Origin of the sequence: Halocynthiibacter namhaensis (assembly GCF_000812685.1) — a bacterium.
Taxonomy (GTDB): domain Bacteria; phylum Pseudomonadota; class Alphaproteobacteria; order Rhodobacterales; family Rhodobacteraceae; genus Halocynthiibacter; species Halocynthiibacter namhaensis.
Genome location: NZ_JWIF01000062.1, coordinates 1 through 20,095, shown reverse-complemented (window position 1 = coordinate 20,095; position 20,095 = coordinate 1). Strand labels below are relative to the sequence as shown.

The window sequence follows — 20,095 nt, the reverse complement described above, 5'->3', positions numbered from 1 at the left end:
GGTGTATCTTGCCGTCATCCTTGACCTGTATGCTCGCCGCGTCATCGGATGGGCTATCAGTAACCGCATGAAGAAGGATCTGGCAATCCGGGCGTTAGATATGGCCGTTGCTTTGCGCCAACCACCGGAGGATTGCATTCACCATACGGATCGTGGTTCACAATATTGCTCAAATGAGTATCAGAAGCGCTTGTCCAAGCACGGTTTCAAGGTCTCGATGAGCGGCAAGGGAAATTGTTATGATAATTCTATGGTCGAGACGTTCTTCAAATCCATTAAGGCTGAGCTGATTTGGCGCAACCGTTGGGACACACGCCGTCAGGCTGAAGGCGCGATCTTCCAGTATATCAACGGGTTCTATAACCCGCGCCGTCGCCACTCATCGCTTGGCGGGAAAAGTCCCTTGGCTTTTGAGCGAAAGGCCGCATAAATGAGTTCAGAGACCGGAACGTAAGCGGGACAAGACCACTTAGTGATCCCCAATGTTCATAACGAGAGATTATCACTAAATTTTTTAGACGAATTTGTGGCACTCTGAAATTCTCCAAAAAGGACCGTTTGTGGAAGGGTTCACCGAAGCGGATGGTGTGGATAGCTTCTGCTCCCATCGGCGTCGCAATGCGCCATACTGCGGTTGTTATTGACTACTTATGAGAGGAGCTACCCAATGCAAGTTACAACAGTCGGCCTCGATTTGGCCAAGAATATCTTTCAAGTTCATGGAGTGACTGAGAACGGCGAAGTCGCTTTCAACCAAGCTTTGCGACGCGCGCAGTTGCTCGCATTCTTTGAGAAACTCCCACCCTGTCTGGTTGGCATGGAGGCTTGCGGCTCCAGCCATCATTGGGCCCGGGAGCTAAGTAAGTTGGGCCATGATGTACGTTTGATCCCAGCGATGTATGTGAAGCCCTATGTGAAGCGAGGCAAATCCGATGCGGTTGATGCCGCCGCCATTTGCGAAGCGGTTACGCGCCCAACGATGCGTTTTGTCGCGATCAAAACTGAGGAACAGCAAGGCGTCCTGTTTCTTCATCGCGCCCGTGATCTGATTGTTCGGCAACGAACTCAGTTAAGCAATATTTTGCGGGGCCTATTGGGTGAGTTTGGTATCGTGATTGCACAAGGGATCGGCAGCGCGATCAAGTTTGCGAAGGCCGTTCTGGATGGCGACAGGCCAAGCATTCCAGAAGTTGCCATCGATGTGCTTGCCAATCTGAGCAACCAGCTTGTTGCTCTACATCTTCGTGTGCGTTGGTATGAAATGCGTATGCAGCTTCAGGCCAAACAGGACCCGCGCGTGATGTTGCTGCGCACGATCCCCGGCGTCGGTCCAGTGACCGCGTCAGCAATTGTCGCAACAGCCGGAGACGCAAGTCAATTCAAGAACGGTCGCGAATTTGCAGCTTGGTTGGGTCTAACCCCACTCAATCGATCAAGTGGTGGCAAGGAGAAACTTGGACGTATCACAAAGATGGGGGACCGATACATCAGACGGCTGCTGGTCACTGGTATGACTTCTCGACTGAGGCAAATGAAGACGCATCCGGAACGCGTCGATCCATGGGCGCGAGCTCTGCTTGAACGAAAACCCGTCCGTCTTGCCACTGTGGCAATGGCCAACAAGACAGCGCGGATCGTTTGGGCCGTCTTGACCAAGAACGAATATTACAAACCGCATACTGCATAACTGAAGGGAAAACAGAACACACGAGACAGCAAGACCATTGAAATGATGGAGCACAGTCAGCCCGTCAGCCGAGACACCCCGTCGAATGTCCGGGACATCTTATTGTCCGAGAAGCGGTTTGGGACTTGGTTTGCGGAAACCATCAGGGCCAGCGGCCGCGTGCGCCGCGCAAACAGGCCGGACACACGTCTGCTTCTGACCAGTGCTAAAATCAGCTTCAAATATGTCTTGCTTTGCAGCGGCTATCCACACAGGTCATTGCCTTTCGCTGCGCCAAGTGGATTGCAGATGTTTTCTGCGGTTGCGAAGGTGCCCCGCTAAAATGATGAATGCAGACATTCAAAGGCCAATCATGCAAACCAGCCATGCTGCACTTCACACCAAGGACAGCAATGGGCAGATAGCAACCTTTGCAAAGTTACGCGGATGGCCCGTACTGGACTTTGACTGGCAATTTGGATGCTGCATTGCAGCTTCACCAAAGCCGACACATCACATTTTCAATGTGTTGTGGTTTCGCGTTCCCGATGGTCAGCCTGAATGCCCATAGTATAATGAAGAATGGGTCAGATCATCAGCCCATCCGTCACGTCGGCTAAGAAAGCTGTCTCAAGATTGGCGTGATCTTCGATGATAATCGTAAGCCCTTCGATCGCAATGGTTACCCCAATGCTGTTGTCATAACTGACACAAGTGGCAAGCCAGTCTTCAATATCGGTACCATCGCTCAGAAGATTGAGTCCACGCAAGTCAATCCGGTCATTTTCGCCACCGCCACATGTAAAGTCAGTAATGACGTCCTGACTGCCATCAAGATCGCCAGTCCGGAAAACGAACGTGTCATGCCCTTCCCCCCCAGTCAGAATATCGCTGCCGCTGCCGCCATAAATCTTGTCCTTCCCCTGACCGCCATCAACGATGTCATCGCCGGAATGGGCATTGATGTAATCGTTGCCATCACCGCCTTTGACGACATCGTTCCCGCTGCCGGATTTAATCCGGTCCTTCCCCTGGCCGCCGCTGACAATGTCATCACCTGACCCTGCATCGATGACATCGACACCAGATCCCGCGTCGATAGTGTCATCACCGGATCCACCTTTTATGATGTCATCACCCTTGCCAGCTGACAGTGTATCGTTCCCGGAACCACCACTCAGCAGGTCGTTCCCGTCACCGCCAAACAGAATGTCATCGTGCTTACCGCCATAAAGTTCATCGTCACCTTCATCACCGCTGAGCCAATCTTTTCCGCTCCCGCCACTTATAGTGTCCTTACCGATGCCTCCGGACAAAGTGTCATACCCGGCGGAACCATCCAGGATATCATCCCCTTCGCCGCCGTATAAAACGTCATCATCTTCCGGCAATGGATTGCCAAACTGATCAAAGCGGTTTCCGTCATCGTCATAGAAGGAAATGATGCCACTGGCTTCGCCACCAGGGCCTGCGCCACCGTAAATAACGTCGTCTTCAACGCCACCTGCTATAGTGTCTCCCAGGGACGCGCCGATAAGGGTGTCTTCACCCAAACCTCCGTAAATTTCATCCGCGCCACCCTGACCGTTGATCGTGTCATCATAAGTTAAATCCGGGTTGATGGTTGGGATCAGCTCAGGCGTGCGGATCAGCACAGAGGTAAAAACATCAACCTCTGTGAACGGGTCAATGGCGCGTGGGTCGAGAGCCCCGTCATTTGAATAAGCCCTAGGTGAAGCCGCCACCAGACGCAGATATTTGATGCCGGTATCAGGATCGGTTTCGATGCGATAAATACCACCTGAGGTGCCTGTGCTGTCATCCATATCATGATCACCGCCGTTCCCACCTGCGTAGAGATTGCCATCAGCGTCAATCATTAACGCACCAAATGTCAGGGCAGGCATACCGTCTTTCATTTCACCGTCAATCAGAGTGCCATCAATTTCAACCGACGAAAACTCGGGCACGCCCCCATCAGAAACTGCGGATATATCGATCGTGTATAACTTACCCGGCGCGCCCTCTGCGCTGGGTTTGACCAGACCATAAAAACACTGGTTGGCTGCGTCATAGGCCACGTCCCACATCTTGTCCGTGATCATATCTTTGGGGAATTTGAATGTTGTGGAAATCGGATTGCCGTCGCCATCAAAACTGTCAACATCAATCATAGTCACGCGGTCCATGCTGGAATGAAACGCCCAGAGATTGCCGCTGTCATCAAAATCAGCAGTCCAGGACCGATAGGGCGTGGACCCCATAGAATAACTGTTGCCTTCGGCATCCATCATCACAAGGTCAGCCGTTGAAACCGCATTCCCAAGTGAATCGGTGCCATTTGCCACCGCAATGCCGTAGATCATGTCATCTTCCATATTGAAGCCGATGGCGTTGATTTTCACGGTCGCTTCCGTGCCGGCCTCTGAGTAGGTTTCGCTTTCAGGATCAAAGACATGCAACTGCCCTTCAATCACCTGGTAGATGTTGGTTTGGCCTTCCGCGAAGGCTTTGACGGTTACGGTTTGCCCTTCGACCTCCATGTCTTTGTCATAGTGGAAAACAGGGCCATCGGTATTGATGGTCGGGCCGGTTGGCTCAGAGGTGCTTTCTGCGGATCGAAAGGTCAATTCACCAGTTTCGCCAGTGCCGGTAAAGGAAACCTCATGGGCTTCAAACACGGCGCTATTTGTGTCGAAACTGTCAATGATCTCGCCGTTCCAGATGACTTCAATCGCGCCACTGATTGTGCCTGAGCCATAATTTGCGGCCAAGTCAAAGCTGATACTGTAGTTGGTGCCGTTCTGAGTCTCTACTGTTTGGCTCATGGACGTATGTCCATCGGCACCGATGCTGACATCCCACACACCATTTTCACCGTATTGGGAAAAACTGGTGGAACCTGCGCTACCCTCAAGTAAATTTTCGACCAAATAATCCCCGTGAATGGTATCCGCCCCCCCGCCGCCTGTGATCTGGTCATCTCCAGCAAGACCAATAATAACGTCCTCTGCAGCGGTGCCTCCCAGCGTTTCTGACGTGTTGTTTCCGATGAGATTTGGCATGATGTTCTCCGTATAAATATTGTTCTAGATTGTTTTGTGATCTGTGTTACCAACCAATGCCTTCGTAATTTTCCGCGCATTGCGTGACAGAACTGATACGAACAAGATCTAGAACCGGACGCTTGCCAGCCCGGGCCACGGCGCGGCGGTAGGTGTCATTTGCATGGGTCACGATCAATGCGTCTGATTTTTTCAAAACATCACTGATGTCCTCTTGCAGGATATCAGGCAGATCGGCAGCCAAAGCTTGCAGGCCTGGACTTCCGTGGCGCACATACCCCATCTGGCCGGAGATCGGCGTGTCAGAAGTGATCGCCATGTCGTGTGCAACGATCTCAATCCCTTCAGCGGTAAGGGCAGCCATAACTTCAAGTATGGGGCTTTCGCGCAGATCATCCGTGCCGGGTTTAAAGGCGATGCCCAGAACCCCAACCCTTTTCACACCAGTGCGGCGTACCATTTCGATGGCGGCCTCAATATGGGCTTTGTTCGAGCGATCCAGAGATTGAATCAGAGGCAAATCAACGCCCATATTTGAAGCGATATGAGCGACGGCGCGGACTTCTTTTGGCAGACACGACCCACCATAGGCAAAGCCAGGTTTCAAATAACATGGACCAAGATTAAGCTTGGTATCTTGAATGAAAACATCCATCACATCATGACCATCAACGCCCAAAGATTTACATAACCGGCCGACTTCATTGGCAAAACTGACTTTGGTCGCATGCCAGATATTGTCGACATATTTCACCATTTCTGCGGTTTCGATCGACGTTTGGATCACATTTTCGTCCACGGGCAGGTAAATCTGGCGCATGATATTGGCGGTCTTTGGGTCAGTTGTGCCAACCACGGTTTTGGGCGGGGTGTAGAAGTCGTCCACCGCAACACCTTCGCGTAAAAATTCAGGGTTAAAGCAGATACCAAAATCTTTACCCGCCACTTTACCAGATATTTTCTCAAGAATTGGGGTCATAAGACCCAAAGTGGTGCCTGGCGGGACAGAACACCGCATGACGACGACGTGAAACTCTGTTTTCCGGGCCAGACCTTTACCAATGGATCGTGCGGCGGCCTCGATATAGCTGTAATCACAGCCCCCATCTTTTGCGGTCGGCGTGCCAACAGATAGAAAGGTAACATCCGTGTCGCACACAGCCTGAACCAGGTTATCAGTCGTCGAAATAAGACCGCTCTCAACGCCAGCAGCAAGCATTGTATCAAGGTTTCTTTCGTGAAATGGGGCAACACCCCGGGCAATCTGTTCAAGCTTCATCCGATCAACATCTACCCCCAGAATAGAGTGTCCAAGGTCAGACAAACAGGCACAAGACACGGCACCAACATAGCCAAGGCCCACAACACTGATTGCGGGTTTTTGCTGGATCGCCTGAAGGGCAACCGGGGTTGCACGGGTCATATCATGTTGGGAAATGTTCATCATCTTCAGGTTCCTTATTCAAATAATGATTGCGTTAAGAAACAATAACCTGCTGTTTTAAATTGAGTTTCTGGGAAAGGAATATGGAAAGAAGCAAAAGTCTTCCCGACCTATACTTTTGATGTTTCGGGTGCGAATTTGAAATCGCCTTGCCAAAACAAAAATCCCGCAAGCGGTACAGAACGCCTGCGGGAATTGCCTGACAGGTAAGCGGGGTGCGTGTCAGACAATATAGTGCCCGGTCTAAGCCACATGTTCCTCAACGCGGGCGTATACATCTTCATAGCGGATGATATCGTCTTCCCCGAGGTACGATCCGGTCTGAACTTCGATCAAATGCAGATCCACTTTTCCTGGATTTTCCAGACGGTGTATTGCCCCCAGGGGGATGTAAACCGACTGATTTTCCGTCATGAGAGTGATGCTTTCATCTACTGTCACATTGGCGGACCCTTTCACCACCACCCAGTGTTCGGCACGGTGGACATGGCTTTGCAGGCTAAGGGCTGCCCCTGGTTTGACCATGATGCGTTTCACCTGAAACCGCGCGCTGAGACTAAGGGTTTCATAGTAACCCCAGGGACGATAGCAACGATCAAATTCTTCGGCTTGGGGGACCTCTTTTTCTTTCAGGGCCTGAAGGGCCTTTTTTACCTGCTCACTGTCATCGGTACGCGCTACAAGGACAGCATCCCGGGTCGCAATTGCGGTGATCCCCTCCAGACCGATACCAACGAGTTCCATATTCGCATCAACTGATCGCAGTTGCGTATCCGAACAGTTCAGTGCCGTCGTGTTGGCGCTTAATACATTTCCATCACGATCGCTGGGGCTGTCTGTCATCACAGATTTCCAGCTTCCAAGATCCGACCAACCGCAATCCAATGGGATTACCGTAAGCGTTTCAGCCGCTTCCATTACAGCATAATCAATGGAAATATCTTCACACCGCGCCCAGGCGTCCGGGCCGAGGCGTGTAAAGCAAAGGTCTTCTTTGGCCATGGCAACAGCTGCGCGGCAAGGCATCAACAAAGCGGGGGATAGCTTTTCAAAAGCGTCGATGATTGCGTCGACGCGGAACATAAAGATCCCGGAATTCCAAAGGTGCCGCCCGCTGGCAAGCATGGTTTCTGCCACATCAATTTGCGGCTTTTCGATAAAAGAACGCAACTCAACAGGTTCAGGAACAAAACCTTCCAATGGTTTGGCAAGCCCCAGGTACCCATAACCGGTTTCCGCACGCACAGGGCGAATGCCAAACGTCACAAGTTTTCCTTCAACCGCTGATTTTTCGCCAGCTTTAATTGCGGCCATAAAAGCGTGCTGGTTCACTACGACATGATCTGAAGGCGCCACCAGCAATACGGCGTCGGGTGTGTCTTCATGCGCCAGAGCGGCGGCAAGGATCGCAGGCGCAGTGTTACGACCTGTCGGTTCAATCATGATCGACCCGGGCGCCACGCCAATATCATCCAGTTGTTCCGCGGCGATAAAGCGAAAGTCGCTATTTGTCAGAATTGTCGGGGCCTCAAATTCAGGGCCAGAAAGACGCTGTGCTGTGGCCTGAAACAAGCTTTCCTCGCCAACCAATTCGGTGAATTGTTTGGGGTAAGCTTTACGGGACAAGGGCCAAAGGCGGGTGCCGGTGCCACCGGCAAGAATGACGGGAATAATCATCTGTACATCTCCGTTTTAAATACTGTTTCTCACAGGATCAGTGTAGGACGATGTGGATTGATGAGCTGCTGTGCCAAAGGTGATCTGACAGGGGAAATGGCGTAGTCATGCGCCTAAAGGATAGGCGTTAAAAAGGTGATGGCACCAGGCCGATGTAGATCGCAAGGCCCAAAACAAACCCGCAAGCTGTTGTAAGTAATTGAAATTTCGCCATGCCATTTTGCAGAGACGCCTTGAGGCTTATCCCGTGCCCGGTTGATTGATTGCCCCGGTTTGACCAGTTTTGTTTGCTGAGGTGAAAGATCATATACACTTTCACAGCCGCATTGGTCACTTGATTGATATACAGAATAAAAGGCCAGCTCAGATCGATGGTACGACTATATCGGAACAAGAACAGGCACAGCAGAATGCGGCTGGCGATCACCCAGATCAGGCAACTCCAGAAATATACGGGGTCTATGAATGACCCTAAAATGGCAAGAATTGGACTGACCAACATGGTCCACATGGCGATACGTTGATCAACAATACACCACCAGATAAAAGGGTTTACCTGTCGTGGCCCAAGCGCAATCGCGCGGCGTCCATTGCGGAGCATATTGCCTGACCAGCGGCGAAAATTCTGCACCATGCGTTCGAAACCATTCTCTTTGATCACCTCGATCGTATAGACAGTAGCATCCGGCACATAAGTCATTTTTGCGCCACAGGTCAGCATGTAATACCAGGTCGATTTGTCGTCCCCCGACAGAAACCGAAACCGCCCCCAAAGCCAGTGATTCAGGTGGTCTGCTTCAATTGTGCGAATGAATCTTTCGGACATGATGTGTTTGGCACGAAACATCGACATGCGGCCGGTCAGGGTCAAGACTTTGTCAGACAGCGCATGACTTTGCATCGCCAAGCGACGCTGGGCAAACCGCATATTCAACCAGCTTTGGATCCAGGCCGGGCCGTAACAAATGACCTCTTCATTGGTGGTGAGGGCCTGAAGATCTGGATCCACACCAAACATCGGCATGGTCTTTTCCAGCACATCCGTGCCGTAAAGCGCGTCCCCATCCATAAAGATCACCAGATCATCAGGTTGCGCGCCCGCCCGATTGATTGCACGTAAAATCAAGCCGATCGCCATGCGTTTTCCCGGCTGGTTCTGGCGCACGAAAACAAGCTGCGCGAGATCACCAGAGATATCTGCGGCGTGGGTCTCAACAAATTCGCGGATGATCATTTCATCATAGACGGATCCCGTTCCTATATAGAGCGTCGTCGGAATACCTTCGCGTTTAATTTGCGCCAAAATGGACCCGATCACACGTTTTGTAATGGCAGGTTCTTCAAAGTAAGTGGTCATCTGAATGTGCAGATGGGGGGGACGCCAGCCACTTTCCCAAAGTTGAGATGCACGCGCGCGCATCGCAGGCCATTTTGATTTCTGGTAGATTTCGGCGCGGACCGCATGATTAAACCACCATCCAAACCGCCATATGCCAAGCGTACCCAGGGCAATCGTGATATGCATTAAGTCAGGTTGGAAAAACCGATTGGACACGCCTGTCAGCAACCAGGCTATAACAAGGATCATGCAGCCCAGGGTGAACAGCTGTAGCAGACTCCATTTCCGGAAGCCCTTTACCTCTGGCTTTGAAAACGCGCGCAGTCTTACGGTCAGATCTTTGTCAAAGCCATATTCTGTTTCAGGGAATGACATGACTTAGTGCTCCTGACCAATCAAGGACCAAAAATCTGCCCAATCTTTCGAGGCACTTAAGGTTACCGGGGCATTGGTGCGGAACGTGTGACGGGTTTGTGTCACATTCATATCGTTGAAAACGACAGATACAATGATACCAAAGTCATCAGATATATCGGGATCGATACTGGCCTGAATATCAGCAATCGTCCCGGTAATCGATCGCGTTTTCCCGGCTTCTGAAAACCGAATGCGAGATTGCATCCCAATATGAACGGTCTGCGACATCTCTTCACTAAGCCAGGCCCGGACCATACGTGGACGATTTTCCTCAATCGTGATCGCCAGCATGCCGCGCGCGATATATTGATCTTCAAATACGTCAATCTGTTGAATTGTACCTGCGGTGGTAGCCACAATATCGACTGCATCCATCGCATCTTTGTGATTTCCAAGTTCACGCTTTAAACGCCCAAGCGCATCGTCTTGAGCCTGGATCTCGACGTCCAGCCCGCGCAGAATATCATAAAAAGGCCCTTTTGCGAGGCGGGCAAGGTCATCAAAATTACGAAGGTCATGCCAGGCATTGATGACGTCATCAAGATCCCAACCCGAAAAGAAGTTCCGGTCGTTAAGTGATGCGACTGTCTGATTGTAGGCCTGCAAAAGGACGCGACGTGTTGGGTCGCCGGTGTTCAAATGCACCTGACGTGTGTTTTCCAATGTCTGCAGACGCGTTTCTGCAGCGCTTATCCTGCCGCGAATATCTGTCAGCTTAGCATCATGTTCAGGCAGGTTCAGCCGGATCAGTGTCTGGCCACGCTGAACTTCATCCCCGATGGCCACAAGGATTTCATCCACATAGGCCGCATCCGCATTTCTGTGTTCAGCCAGGGGGGCCACGACACGGGCATGCATCAGAGAAACCTGTGATATGCGGGTCCAGATTTGTTGACCAATCAGCCCAAAAACCATCACGCTGAGTATTAGATAAAAGGCGACATTCCAGATTACGCGCAGAAATTGGGGAGAGGCCCGCGCGGTGTCGCTGGCTTTTTCATCATCAGTTTCCCCCATTGGCACCAGATCAACTGGTGTATCAAGGCTGGTGATCATATCACCCGTGCTTACCATTTTTCCTGATAAAATTGAGCGGTAAAAAGTCGCTAATGTTTCACGTTGTCGGCCCGTCAGATTTTTGAATTTCAGGTATGTGTCCTGTGTGTCGGTTTCAAACTCAACGAAAAACTGAATATCCACACCTTGAAAAGGGATGCTGAGCAGGCCTGACTTTGGCAGGATATCTACCGCTTCCGGGTAATCTATCCGGTCAAGGGACCAATGTTTTATTGTCACGATCTGACCTGCCTCAAGCGTAAGCTTAAGCGGGGCAGAGACTTGATAGGAAAGCTCTGACATGGGACGTTCGTGTCGAACTTGCACAGCTATTCCCCTTCTGTCGGTTCCTCATTGGTGTGGTTAAATTGCAAATTCACCCGGCGAGAGAGCTTATTCAAATTCAGCATCTTTTGCGATCAGCGCTGCCTGGGTTCGGTTTTTGGCGTTTAGTTTTTTGCACAGGGTGCGAACGTGCAGCTTGATCGTGACTTCCTGCAAATCCAGATCACGCGCTATTTCTTTGTTGGAATGACCCTGACACAAACCACGCAATACCTGACGTTCCCGCTGGCTAAGTTGTTTTGTGAATTCGGTTTCCGCTGTTTCACCTATATCCGCCATGACGTTGTGGGGTACGTAAGTTTCCCCGGCAACCATGAACCGCACTGCATTCATAAGCGACTTGGCCCCCATGGTTTTGGGGATGTATCCGACGGCACCTGCTTCTAATGCATCTTGTGCAATCCGGTTAGGCGCGGTTCCACTGAGAATTGCGAAGGATTGCCCGGGATGTTGTTTGATCGCGTCTTTCAAGCCATCCAAACCATTCATGCCTGGCATGTTGAAATCCAATAAAACCAGATCAAACGGGCCTTTGTTGGTCAGAACTTTCATCGAACTCATGTAGTCCGGTGCGGTGATAACCGCCGCCCTACCTTCGGTTTCAAGGTAGGCAGAAATCGAATCCCGCACCATTTCATGGTCATCAGCGATTAAAATGCGCATTTGGAAAATATCCTTTTATGAAACATGGTTCCCCCGTCGTATTCTTAAAAGTTGGGATCGTAGCAGTATTGCACGTTTCCCCATCCTTGCTGGTCGTTATTCAGGGCAGGTTTGATATTTCTTTTAGGTATACAATACATACGAAAGGATAGGTATCTGATCCTATGCACCTATTCTGACTTTTCAAACCGAACTAACCTTACCTGATGTAATGAGATTATAGACAGGGGAGGTTGCCCAATCATGAATCGTATTTTTCGCGTCATAAGCACGATAATCGCCATTTCTGCCGCAAATGTGGCATTCGCGGGTGATGTTCTTTTAACTGTTTCCGGCAAAGTTTCGACATCAACAGATAATAATCTGTGGGAGTTCGACAGAGCTGCCTTAGAAGCGCTGCCCACCGCAACGATCAAGACAACAACAATCTGGACGGACGGTTTGCAGGTTTTCGGCGGGGTCTCATTGGCGGTGCTGTTGGATCATATCGGTGCTGAGGGGGGAACAATTCTTGCGGTTGCATTGAATGATTATGCCGTTAGAATTCCAGCAGCTGACGCAATTGAGGACGGGCCAATCATTGCCTATCAACGTAACGATGTGGCCTTATCCGTCCGGGATCGCGGGCCGCTGTGGATTATATATCCGTTTGACAATAACGAAATATACAGATCGGAAGAATATTATTCGCGCAGTATCTGGCAACTGGATCATATCGTAATCGAAGATTAAGGGGATAAAGATTTCTAAAACACTCCCCCCCCACATTATTAGCCGATGGCGCATGGTTTTTGTGGCTTGCATGATTGTGATCAGCGTTGCCTTTATCGCCCCGCTAGGACGCACAGTTGTAACTGACCTCGCGTCCCTTTCACGTGCAGAAAACGACGACATAAGTTGGAATGTTGCTCAGGTGGAAATCGAACTTTTGCGCATGCAGAATGCTGCATATGTAGCCATGAGTGACCTACAAACTGATTTTTCATCCTTCAGGCAGCGGTATGATATATTTTACAGCCGAATGTCGACATTGTCGCAAAACGCGTTCTACCGCTCTCTGGAAGACGACAGTCGTGCACAGGATTTATTCACTTCAGCACGCGATTTTCTGGCAACGGTGACACCCGTAGTCGACGGTCCTGATGATCGCCTGCGCGCAAGACTTCCCCTGATCCAAACCCAGATTGACGTATTGCGTCCAATGCTGAGACAGCTCGCTCTCATTGGGCTTGAACATTCGGTAAATCAGGCATCCGCACGCCGTGATAAACTTACCAGCACTTTGATCCGTCTGGCAGTGGCAAGCTTGTCGCTGGTCCTGGTCCTAGTGGTTGGGTTCGTCATTTTGCAAAAGCTAATCCGGGCACGCGAACACATCCTGAATGAAAACCTCGTCATGCGATCACGTTTTGAAGCGGTGGTCAGCTCTTCTCTGAACGCGGTCCTTGTTGTTGATGTTCATGGAAAAATAATTGAGTTCAACGGATCAGCCGAAACTATTTTTGGATATTCTCGCGATAAAGTGATTGGTGAAGAGATGGCCGAGCTAATCGTGCCAGAACACCTGCGTGAGATGCATCATCTGGGGATGCAGAGATTTCTTGATACGGGCGAAAAGAAAGTCATTGGTGCTGGGCGGGTACGCTTGGAAGCCATGCGTAAATCGGGCGAGGTTTTCCCTGTTGAACTGTCAATTTCACTGGCCGAAGCGGGTGGTGTGCGCGTGTTTGTATCCTATCTGCGTGATATTACACAGGAATTAAAATCTGAGGATGAATTGCGCAATGCACGCGATAAAGCCCAGGCGGGCGAGAAAGCGAAATCCGAACTGTTAACCGTGATGAGTCATGAGATGCGCACCCCCCTGAATGGCATTCTTGGCTCTCTTGAGTTGATTGACCAAACAGCGATGGACGCGCGGCAAAAACGTCACCTCAATTCGATTGCGGTATCGGGAGAATTATTGTTGTCACATGTGAATGACGTCCTTGATCTGTCCAGTCTGACGGCAGGCAACGGACTACCGGAACAAACATTGTTTGATTTAAAAGGGGTGGTTCAAAACGTCGTTGACAGTTTATTGGCCAGTGCGGCACAAAATGACAACAGCTTGCAGATCAATTTCCTCACCCCTAATTTGCATACGGTACAAGGCCATAAATCTGCTTTGCAGCAATGTCTGGTAAATCTTGTGGGCAACGCAATCAAATTTACGAAGAACGGCACGATTACCATTGAGGTCGAAAGATTGTCTCAGGATGATGTTTTTGAGATCCGGGTTTCAGATAACGGTGCGGGTATTTCCTCTGAAAACCTGCCACGCGTGTTTGAAGAATTTGTCACACTTGATGCCACATATACGCGGGAAAATACCGGAACAGGTTTGGGCCTGGCGATCACCAGACGCCTGGTCGAAGCAATGGGCGGTGAAATCTCTGTCGACAGCGTGCTTGGTGAAGGCAGCATGTTTACAGTGCGATTGACATTGCTATCGGCAAGCCCGATCGGAAATCTTCGGCGACCTCAGCCAGAGAACAGCCCTGCAGTAAATGCGGATGGGCTGCGTGCCCTCATTGTTGATGACAATGAAATCAACCGTCTTATCTTGGTGGACATCTTGCAGGATATGAAATTTGATGTCGTTGAGGCAGCAGATGGATACGACGCGATAAAGCGGGTGACAGCGGGTTATTTTGACGTTGTATTTCTGGATATCAGCATGCCCGGAATTGATGGCATAGAAACGCTAAATCGTATCCGGCAGCTGGATGTGACATGGCGTGATTTACCTGCCATTGGGGTGACAGCACATGTCTCACCAAGTGATCATGACGTTATTTTAAAGGCCGACTTTTCGGATCTTTTGCTGAAACCGGTTGACGTGCCCAGATTGCAGAAGCGGCTTGCGATGGTTCTTGGGCTTAAGTCAGATACGGTTCCCGCAGCAGATATCGACGATCAGGTTCATGACTTTATAAGGCGATTTGGACCGGTCAAATATGATCAATCTGTACTTGAGTTAAAACAAGGTGTTACAAAATTACTGCATGACTTCGATCAGCCGCCTTTGCTGTCCCCCGAAATGAAACAATGCGCACATAAGCTTGCAGGAACCGCCGCGATCCTGGGGGAAACGGAGCTGCACCACGTATTGCAAGAGATCGAAGCATGTAAAAACATTGAAGGTTTGATTGAATGTTTCAATACGCTGCGGGCTCAAAACACAACAGTAGATAAAGCCGACCACGGATCGTAACAAATCACCTGCTGTGACAAGAAAAGATAGTGGTGAAAGCCGTTATCAAAAGGTTAATTTAATGATCACTTAGGGCTGAGTGATGTCATGTCAGCTTAGAATCCACTATTGATTAGTGGCCCGCAAAGCTCAGCAATCTGATCTCCCCGTCGGTTAAGTCTTCTTGGCGATCGAAACGCAATCTGATGCTTTCCGGACGCGCCGTTCCGAGCATCCCTATGTCGACCCACCAGTCGGCAAATTGACCATGCGCCGCCATAGAGCTCTTGCGTCGTAGTTGGATGGTTTTCATTCGGCCGTTTGGAAATGTCAGATCCACCTTAATCCACCGGACACTCAACGTGTTCAAACGGACATGGAGTAGCTCAGCCGTACGGGTTTCTAACGGCAACTGAAACGACGCCGCGCCGTCAGTTATCGTGTGGAACTGGCTCGTGATGACCTCACTGTTGGATGCGCGTAACACGCCAAGCAACTGGCGCAGAGCGCTGGCCTGAGGTACTTCGGTGTAAGGAAACTCCCAGATCACCAACTCGGGTGCGTCATCGTCAAAACCGCCGGAAAGGGCAAATGCTTCAAGTGGGCCAATCAACCCGCCACCAGACACAGAAGCGTTGATGATGTCCTGACCCAAAGCCGATGATATCGCATCCGCAACTTGATATTGGTCACGTTTATAGCGGTCACTGAAACTGGTACCAAAGAGCATTGACCCGGGTACATCACTGGTTTCATCCAACAGACCAGGGCTGTTTTCCTCACGCACAACTGAGTAATCAAATTGGTATGTTGCTTCAGCATCACCACGATGCCCGCATGTGGCATCCACAATATCGCTGAGCGAGCCGCGTTCATCAAACACGCCATTGTTCGGCATATCGGACAGGTCAAAACCCGGGGCGACATTCAGAGCTTCAGCGAGCGCCAAGGCACTTCGTGCTGCACCCGTGTTTGTCCAATGTGTATCACGGCGAAAGTAATAGTCCGTCGCAGGTTCAGCCGTGGCGACCTGCAACAAATTGGGCACCACAGCCCCGGCTGATCGCATTTGTTCGAGGAATTTTTCAAATGACACGGCTGCTTCATTCACATTGTAGATACCTGATGCACCAAGTGTTTCATTCACAATCTCCTGGCCAGCAATGACAGCACGCGGGGGAGCGACCATGATCGCAAGCGAGATATTGCGGCGCTCAAATTCTCCAATGACCGCACGCATAAGGCTTTCTGCCTCGGTGGACATCATAAAATCCGGATCCAGCTGATCTGATGTGAAAATCCAACCGTTGTCCGTATTGCTGTATATCGGTGCCAGTCGTTTATATCGGTCTGCAAGTTGGCTTTCATGCATCAGCGCATCACAATAGGGCGCACTAAATGCAGAGGTTGCGAATAGCACCGTCGCGGTAACAGATAAGAAAAACAAATTCATGTCATATCCTCCATATTGATGTAGCGTTCTGGAATTTCCCAAATGACGACTTCGGGAAGTGTCTTGGCGGTTGCCAGTGTGTCCAGGAACCTGCGCATTGGACTGAGCGGGCCGTTGCCTTCTTCGGCATAACTGATCAGATCAAGTCCAAGTTCCTGACGCAGAAAACCAGGGAAATTGAATTCCTGGCGTGCAGAAAAGCTGGTCCCAACCAGGGCGACGGGGACTTCAGTATCGCCAAACATCGCGCTGGCATCCGCGATATTGGCCGTTACCGATGGGCGAATGCGTTCGATTGTTGGCCCGGTTATTGAACGAAAAGGGCCGGTATCGATGAATGTCAGCAGATCGCCCTCAAACGGTTCGGACGTGGATGTGGTCGTTCCAAACGCATCACGGCCGGACATCTCAAGTTTCCGGGCGATTTCCTGTGCAGATACCCTTGCGCCGTGGGGGCTCCAATGGGTGTCGGTGATCATAAAGGTTTCACCATCCTCGCGCCCGGCCATCAGAACCGCGCGCAAATCAATTGCCGTTAAGCCGTGCCTGCGAAGGAGCGTTTGCAATGCCGCATATCTGGCTTCAAGACCTATCATACGGTCATGATCAAGCTTGTCAGAATAGATCCTGGATTTATCAGGTACGATTACGGGTATCAGTTGAATATCGTACTGGTTCAAGTGACGGGAAACCTCAAGAAGCTCGGCTTCAAAATCAAATGCCTCCGGAAGCACAAACTCTTCAGTTGTGAACAGCCAGCCGTCTTTACCTGATACCACTTGTGTGCCTGTCTGCCCAAGAATGCCATATCCAAAAGCATTCCAGACATGAATTGCCCGGCTGCGCAGAGGCAGGTTCTCGGTGAATTTATCTTCAACCGCACGTTGGTACTGCCCGGCCCAGGGCGTTCGATCGTATAGCCGCAGATCCGTGCGTGCCAAACCCACAGCGCCAACACCGATCGTCAATGCCGCAATCGTTATGGTGCTTATCAGCTGCGATTTTAAATCATGCATTATCACGTCTCCTAAAATTGAAAGTAGAGGAATGGAGAAAAGGTGCGGGCCATCATCACCATTGTGCAAAGGCCAAACAGGAACACCGATGTGACATGCGGCAATGCCCCTTTCATCCGAAATTCCGCAAGGTGGTCAAATGTGAACAAACACGCAATAATCAGCATGATGAATTCGAGCGGCTGATTGAAATGCACTGTTTGTGGGCTGATTGCGATGCCATTTTTTCCAATCATGCCCGCGTATATGGCAAAAGCGTCCGAAACGTTGGGGGCGCGAAACATCACCCAGCCCAGCATCACAACCAGCATCGTAAGAGGCCAGCCGAGATAGCGTGGCCAGATACTTGCCCGGCGTGTTTGTGCATGCTGCGTTTTCCAGCGCTCCAGTGCCAGAAAGGTTCCGTGCCAGCCGCCCCAAAGGATAAAGGTCCAGTTGGCCCCATGCCACAAACCGCCCAGCACCATCGTCAGCATCAGATTGCGATAGGTTTTGAACGTGCCCTTTCGGTTTCCCCCCAGCGGTACATACAGGTAATCACGCAACCAGTTTGACAGGCTGATATGCCAACGTCGCCAAAACTCGGTTATGGATTGGCTGACATAAGGCGCGTTGAAGTTTTCAACAAAGCGAAACCCGATCATAAGGCCTAGACCGATGGCCATTGCGGAATAACCTGCAAAATCGAAAAACAGTTGCATTGAATAGGCCAGGGCACCCAGCCAGGCCTCAACCATAGTTGGTTGGGATAATGCGAACATGCGATCGGCCATCGGTGCAATGCTATCTGCAACCAGGAGTTTCATCGCAAGGCCTGTCACAAAACGACCAACCCCGGCCGTGAAAATTTCAAAGCTATGCCTGCGCTCTGAAAACTGATCGGCTAGGTCTTTATATCGAAGAACCGGCCCCGCGATAAGTTGGGGGAATAGCGCTGTAAATGCCAGGAAGTCAGTCAGATTGCGCGCGGGAGGGGCATCTTTTCTGGCGACATCTACAATGTAACTTATCGACTGAAACGTCAGAAACGAAATACCGATGGGCAAGAGGATCTGTATCGCAGGTGATGTCGTAACCCCCAGGATGTTCAGGGCCGGCGCCATATTCTCAAGCACAAAATATGTATATTTAAAGTAGGCTAACACAGCGAGGTCCAGCGCGACCCCGATCCCAATGGCCCAATTGCGTTTTTGTTGTGTACGACTGGTTATAGCCAGGCTGGCTGCGACGTAGCTGATGACAGATATGCCGACCACCACCAACAAATACCCCAGTTTCCACCAACCATAAAATACGTAGCTGGCAATTAAAATAAGCAGAGATCGATGCGGTAAAGGCGCAAGATAATAGGCTGTTAAAAACAGCGGCAAAAATACAAACAAAAAGATGGGCGATGAGAAAACCATTTTTGTTCACTCCGCCGCGACAACCGGGCCAAAGGTATTTGGGATCATCATGGTGTCATCACCGGCGACAACAAAGGTTATATTTTGTCCCCGCCGCAATGTGACGTCGAATTCCTTTGACCCGTGACTTGCCACCACCTGCAGGGTGGTGGTCACCGGATTTACGGCCCTTATTGCGGCTGTCTTTGGGGCGACCTCTTCCATAACGCCCGGGCCGCCCCCGGACACCACAACCGATGCGTCACTGTCATCTGCATTGAGAAGGATCAGGTGAACTTTAGAGGTTCGTTCTCTCGGTGGCTCAGAAATAATGGCCACCTGTGCGCTCTCAATTGGAATGATACTGTAATAGCCCCCTGGGCTGATATTGGTGAAAAAGCCAGCCGAAATGGCAACATAAGTGTTCGAAGGTAAGTCTCGTTCAGCAAGCGACATACCCCACACTGGCTCTGACCAAGGAGCATCATCTCCGATCCAACGAATGAAGACGGAATCTGCGGGCGGAGGCGTTCCATAAAGCCCTGTATCAATCGTGTCGGTTAAGCCGGGTTTCGCGCAAAAGACTGCAGCCATAATTACACCAGTAGATAAAATCCGCATCGCATAAACTCCTTCGATCAGGAGGATAGGCGATAGGAACCGTTTACCGTTGAACGCATTGGATTAAGCCAACTGTACAGAAGGATATAGTGTTCGGTTCTTACATTTATCAAACCAAACGAGACTAGTTTTCCGGTTATTTGGTTGTACTAAATATTGTGCAATATGGCCTCGGTTATTTAGAGAATCCGACTTCCGCTCAGGGCTTATTCTGTTGAAAAACTCGCAGTTTTCACGGCACTGCATCACAGGATGAATAGCTCTTGTCCTGATTTCACAGGACGGTTCTGGCCTGAATTGAGTTCGGGGCTAGTTTGGCTAACTTTTTGAGGTTCTGAGCGGTTGCTGCGAGGATAAATTCGCCATGAGCGCCACAAGGCCCACGCAATCGGAGCCGTCCTAAGCCGTGAATACGTTTCAGATGGGCGAATGACATTTTGGTCTTGTCACGGTTACGTTCCGGTCTCTCAACTCATTTAGGCAGCCTTTCGTTCGAAGGCCAAGGGGCTTTTGCCACCTAACGATGAATGACGCCGTCGTGGATTATAGAACCCATTGATATACTGGAAGATGGCCCCTTCAGTCTGGCGTCTGGTTTCCCAGCGGTTGCGCCAGATCAGCTCTGCCTTGAGCGATTTGAAGAACGTTTCCACCATGGAATTGTCCTAGCAATTTCCTTTTCCGCTCATCGAGACTTTGAAGCCATGCTTTGA

15 protein-coding genes and 2 pseudogenes are annotated in these 20,095 nt (G+C 50.5%); 5 read left to right on the top strand and 12 right to left on the bottom strand.

Features of this window, described 5'->3' with window-relative positions:
• The 3 genes from RJ38_RS12885 to RJ38_RS12875 all read left to right on the top strand — a co-directional run.
• Positions 1 to 430, top strand: a 430-nt coding sequence (locus RJ38_RS12885) for an IS3 family transposase (RefSeq protein ID WP_039019297.1), incomplete at its 5' end; no start/stop codon positions are given.
• Between the two features lie 237 nt (positions 431 to 667).
• A complete protein-coding gene (locus tag RJ38_RS12880) occupies positions 668 to 1,687 on the top strand; it encodes an IS110 family RNA-guided transposase (protein WP_039019296.1) in 1,020 nt (339 codons plus the stop codon).
• Between the two features lie 42 nt (positions 1,688 to 1,729).
• On the top strand, positions 1,730 to 2,008 hold the full coding sequence (locus RJ38_RS12875; RefSeq protein WP_039019295.1) for a hypothetical protein: 279 nt from the start codon (positions 1,730 to 1,732) through the stop codon (positions 2,006 to 2,008).
• 245 nt (positions 2,009 to 2,253) lie between these two features.
• Here the strand turns inward: RJ38_RS12875 and RJ38_RS12865 are convergent, their stop codons facing one another.
• The 6 genes from RJ38_RS12865 to RJ38_RS12840 form a co-directional block, all read right to left on the bottom strand.
• Positions 2,254 to 4,731 (bottom strand): DUF6923 family protein, encoded by a 2,478-nt coding sequence (locus RJ38_RS12865; protein ID WP_052245380.1) that lies wholly within the window; start codon positions 4,729 to 4,731, stop codon positions 2,254 to 2,256.
• Between the two features lie 46 nt (positions 4,732 to 4,777).
• A complete protein-coding gene (locus RJ38_RS12860; protein ID WP_052245379.1) occupies positions 4,778 to 6,178 on the bottom strand; it encodes a UDP-glucose dehydrogenase family protein in 1,401 nt (466 codons plus the stop codon).
• Positions 6,179 to 6,418: 240 nt separating this feature from the next.
• Positions 6,419 to 7,852 (bottom strand): mannose-1-phosphate guanylyltransferase/mannose-6-phosphate isomerase, encoded by a 1,434-nt coding sequence (locus RJ38_RS12855; RefSeq protein WP_039019293.1) that lies wholly within the window; start codon positions 7,850 to 7,852, stop codon positions 6,419 to 6,421.
• 127 nt (positions 7,853 to 7,979) lie between these two features.
• A complete protein-coding gene (locus RJ38_RS12850) occupies positions 7,980 to 9,566 on the bottom strand; it encodes a glycosyltransferase (RefSeq protein WP_039019292.1) in 1,587 nt (528 codons plus the stop codon).
• 3 nt (positions 9,567 to 9,569) lie between these two features.
• A complete protein-coding gene (locus tag RJ38_RS12845; protein WP_156121860.1) occupies positions 9,570 to 10,991 on the bottom strand; it encodes an HlyD family secretion protein in 1,422 nt (473 codons plus the stop codon).
• Between the two features lie 66 nt (positions 10,992 to 11,057).
• On the bottom strand, positions 11,058 to 11,672 hold the full coding sequence (locus RJ38_RS12840; protein WP_039019290.1) for a response regulator: 615 nt from the start codon (positions 11,670 to 11,672) through the stop codon (positions 11,058 to 11,060).
• A gap of 243 nt (positions 11,673 to 11,915) precedes the next feature.
• Here RJ38_RS12840 and RJ38_RS12835 point away from each other — a divergent pair, with 243 nt between their 5' ends.
• Together RJ38_RS12835 and RJ38_RS12830 are read left to right on the top strand one after the other, a co-directional pair.
• The gene (locus tag RJ38_RS12835) at positions 11,916 to 12,404 is read left to right on the top strand and encodes a putative pterin-binding protein (RefSeq protein WP_039019289.1); all 489 of its coding nucleotides are present in this window, start codon (positions 11,916 to 11,918) and stop codon (positions 12,402 to 12,404) included.
• Between the two features lie 70 nt (positions 12,405 to 12,474).
• Positions 12,475 to 14,928, top strand: a complete 2,454-nt coding sequence (locus tag RJ38_RS12830) for a PAS domain-containing hybrid sensor histidine kinase/response regulator (protein WP_238321700.1) — start codon at positions 12,475 to 12,477, stop codon at positions 14,926 to 14,928.
• 112 nt (positions 14,929 to 15,040) lie between these two features.
• Here RJ38_RS12830 and RJ38_RS12825 read toward each other — a convergent pair whose 3' ends face one another.
• The 6 genes and pseudogenes from RJ38_RS12825 to RJ38_RS18545 form a co-directional block, all read right to left on the bottom strand.
• Positions 15,041 to 16,360, bottom strand: a complete 1,320-nt coding sequence (locus RJ38_RS12825) for an alginate O-acetyltransferase AlgX-related protein (protein WP_039019288.1) — start codon at positions 16,358 to 16,360, stop codon at positions 15,041 to 15,043.
• Complete coding sequence (locus RJ38_RS12820) at positions 16,357 to 17,376, bottom strand: alginate O-acetyltransferase AlgX-related protein (RefSeq protein WP_039019287.1); 1,020 nt, start codon at positions 17,374 to 17,376, stop codon at positions 16,357 to 16,359. The genes RJ38_RS12825 and RJ38_RS12820 overlap by 4 nt, the downstream gene beginning before the upstream one ends.
• An 11-nt stretch (positions 17,377 to 17,387) precedes the next feature.
• On the bottom strand, positions 17,388 to 18,782 hold the full coding sequence (locus RJ38_RS12815; RefSeq protein WP_039019286.1) for an MBOAT family O-acyltransferase: 1,395 nt from the start codon (positions 18,780 to 18,782) through the stop codon (positions 17,388 to 17,390).
• A 6-nt stretch (positions 18,783 to 18,788) separates the two neighbouring features.
• The gene (locus RJ38_RS12810) at positions 18,789 to 19,382 is read right to left on the bottom strand and encodes a hypothetical protein (RefSeq protein WP_156121859.1); all 594 of its coding nucleotides are present in this window, start codon (positions 19,380 to 19,382) and stop codon (positions 18,789 to 18,791) included.
• Between the two features lie 274 nt (positions 19,383 to 19,656).
• Positions 19,657 to 19,833: pseudogene (locus RJ38_RS18550) on the bottom strand (transposase); the annotation flags it as partial.
• A 25-nt stretch (positions 19,834 to 19,858) separates the two neighbouring features.
• Positions 19,859 to 20,095 (bottom strand): annotated as a pseudogene (locus tag RJ38_RS18545) (IS3 family transposase); the annotation flags it as partial.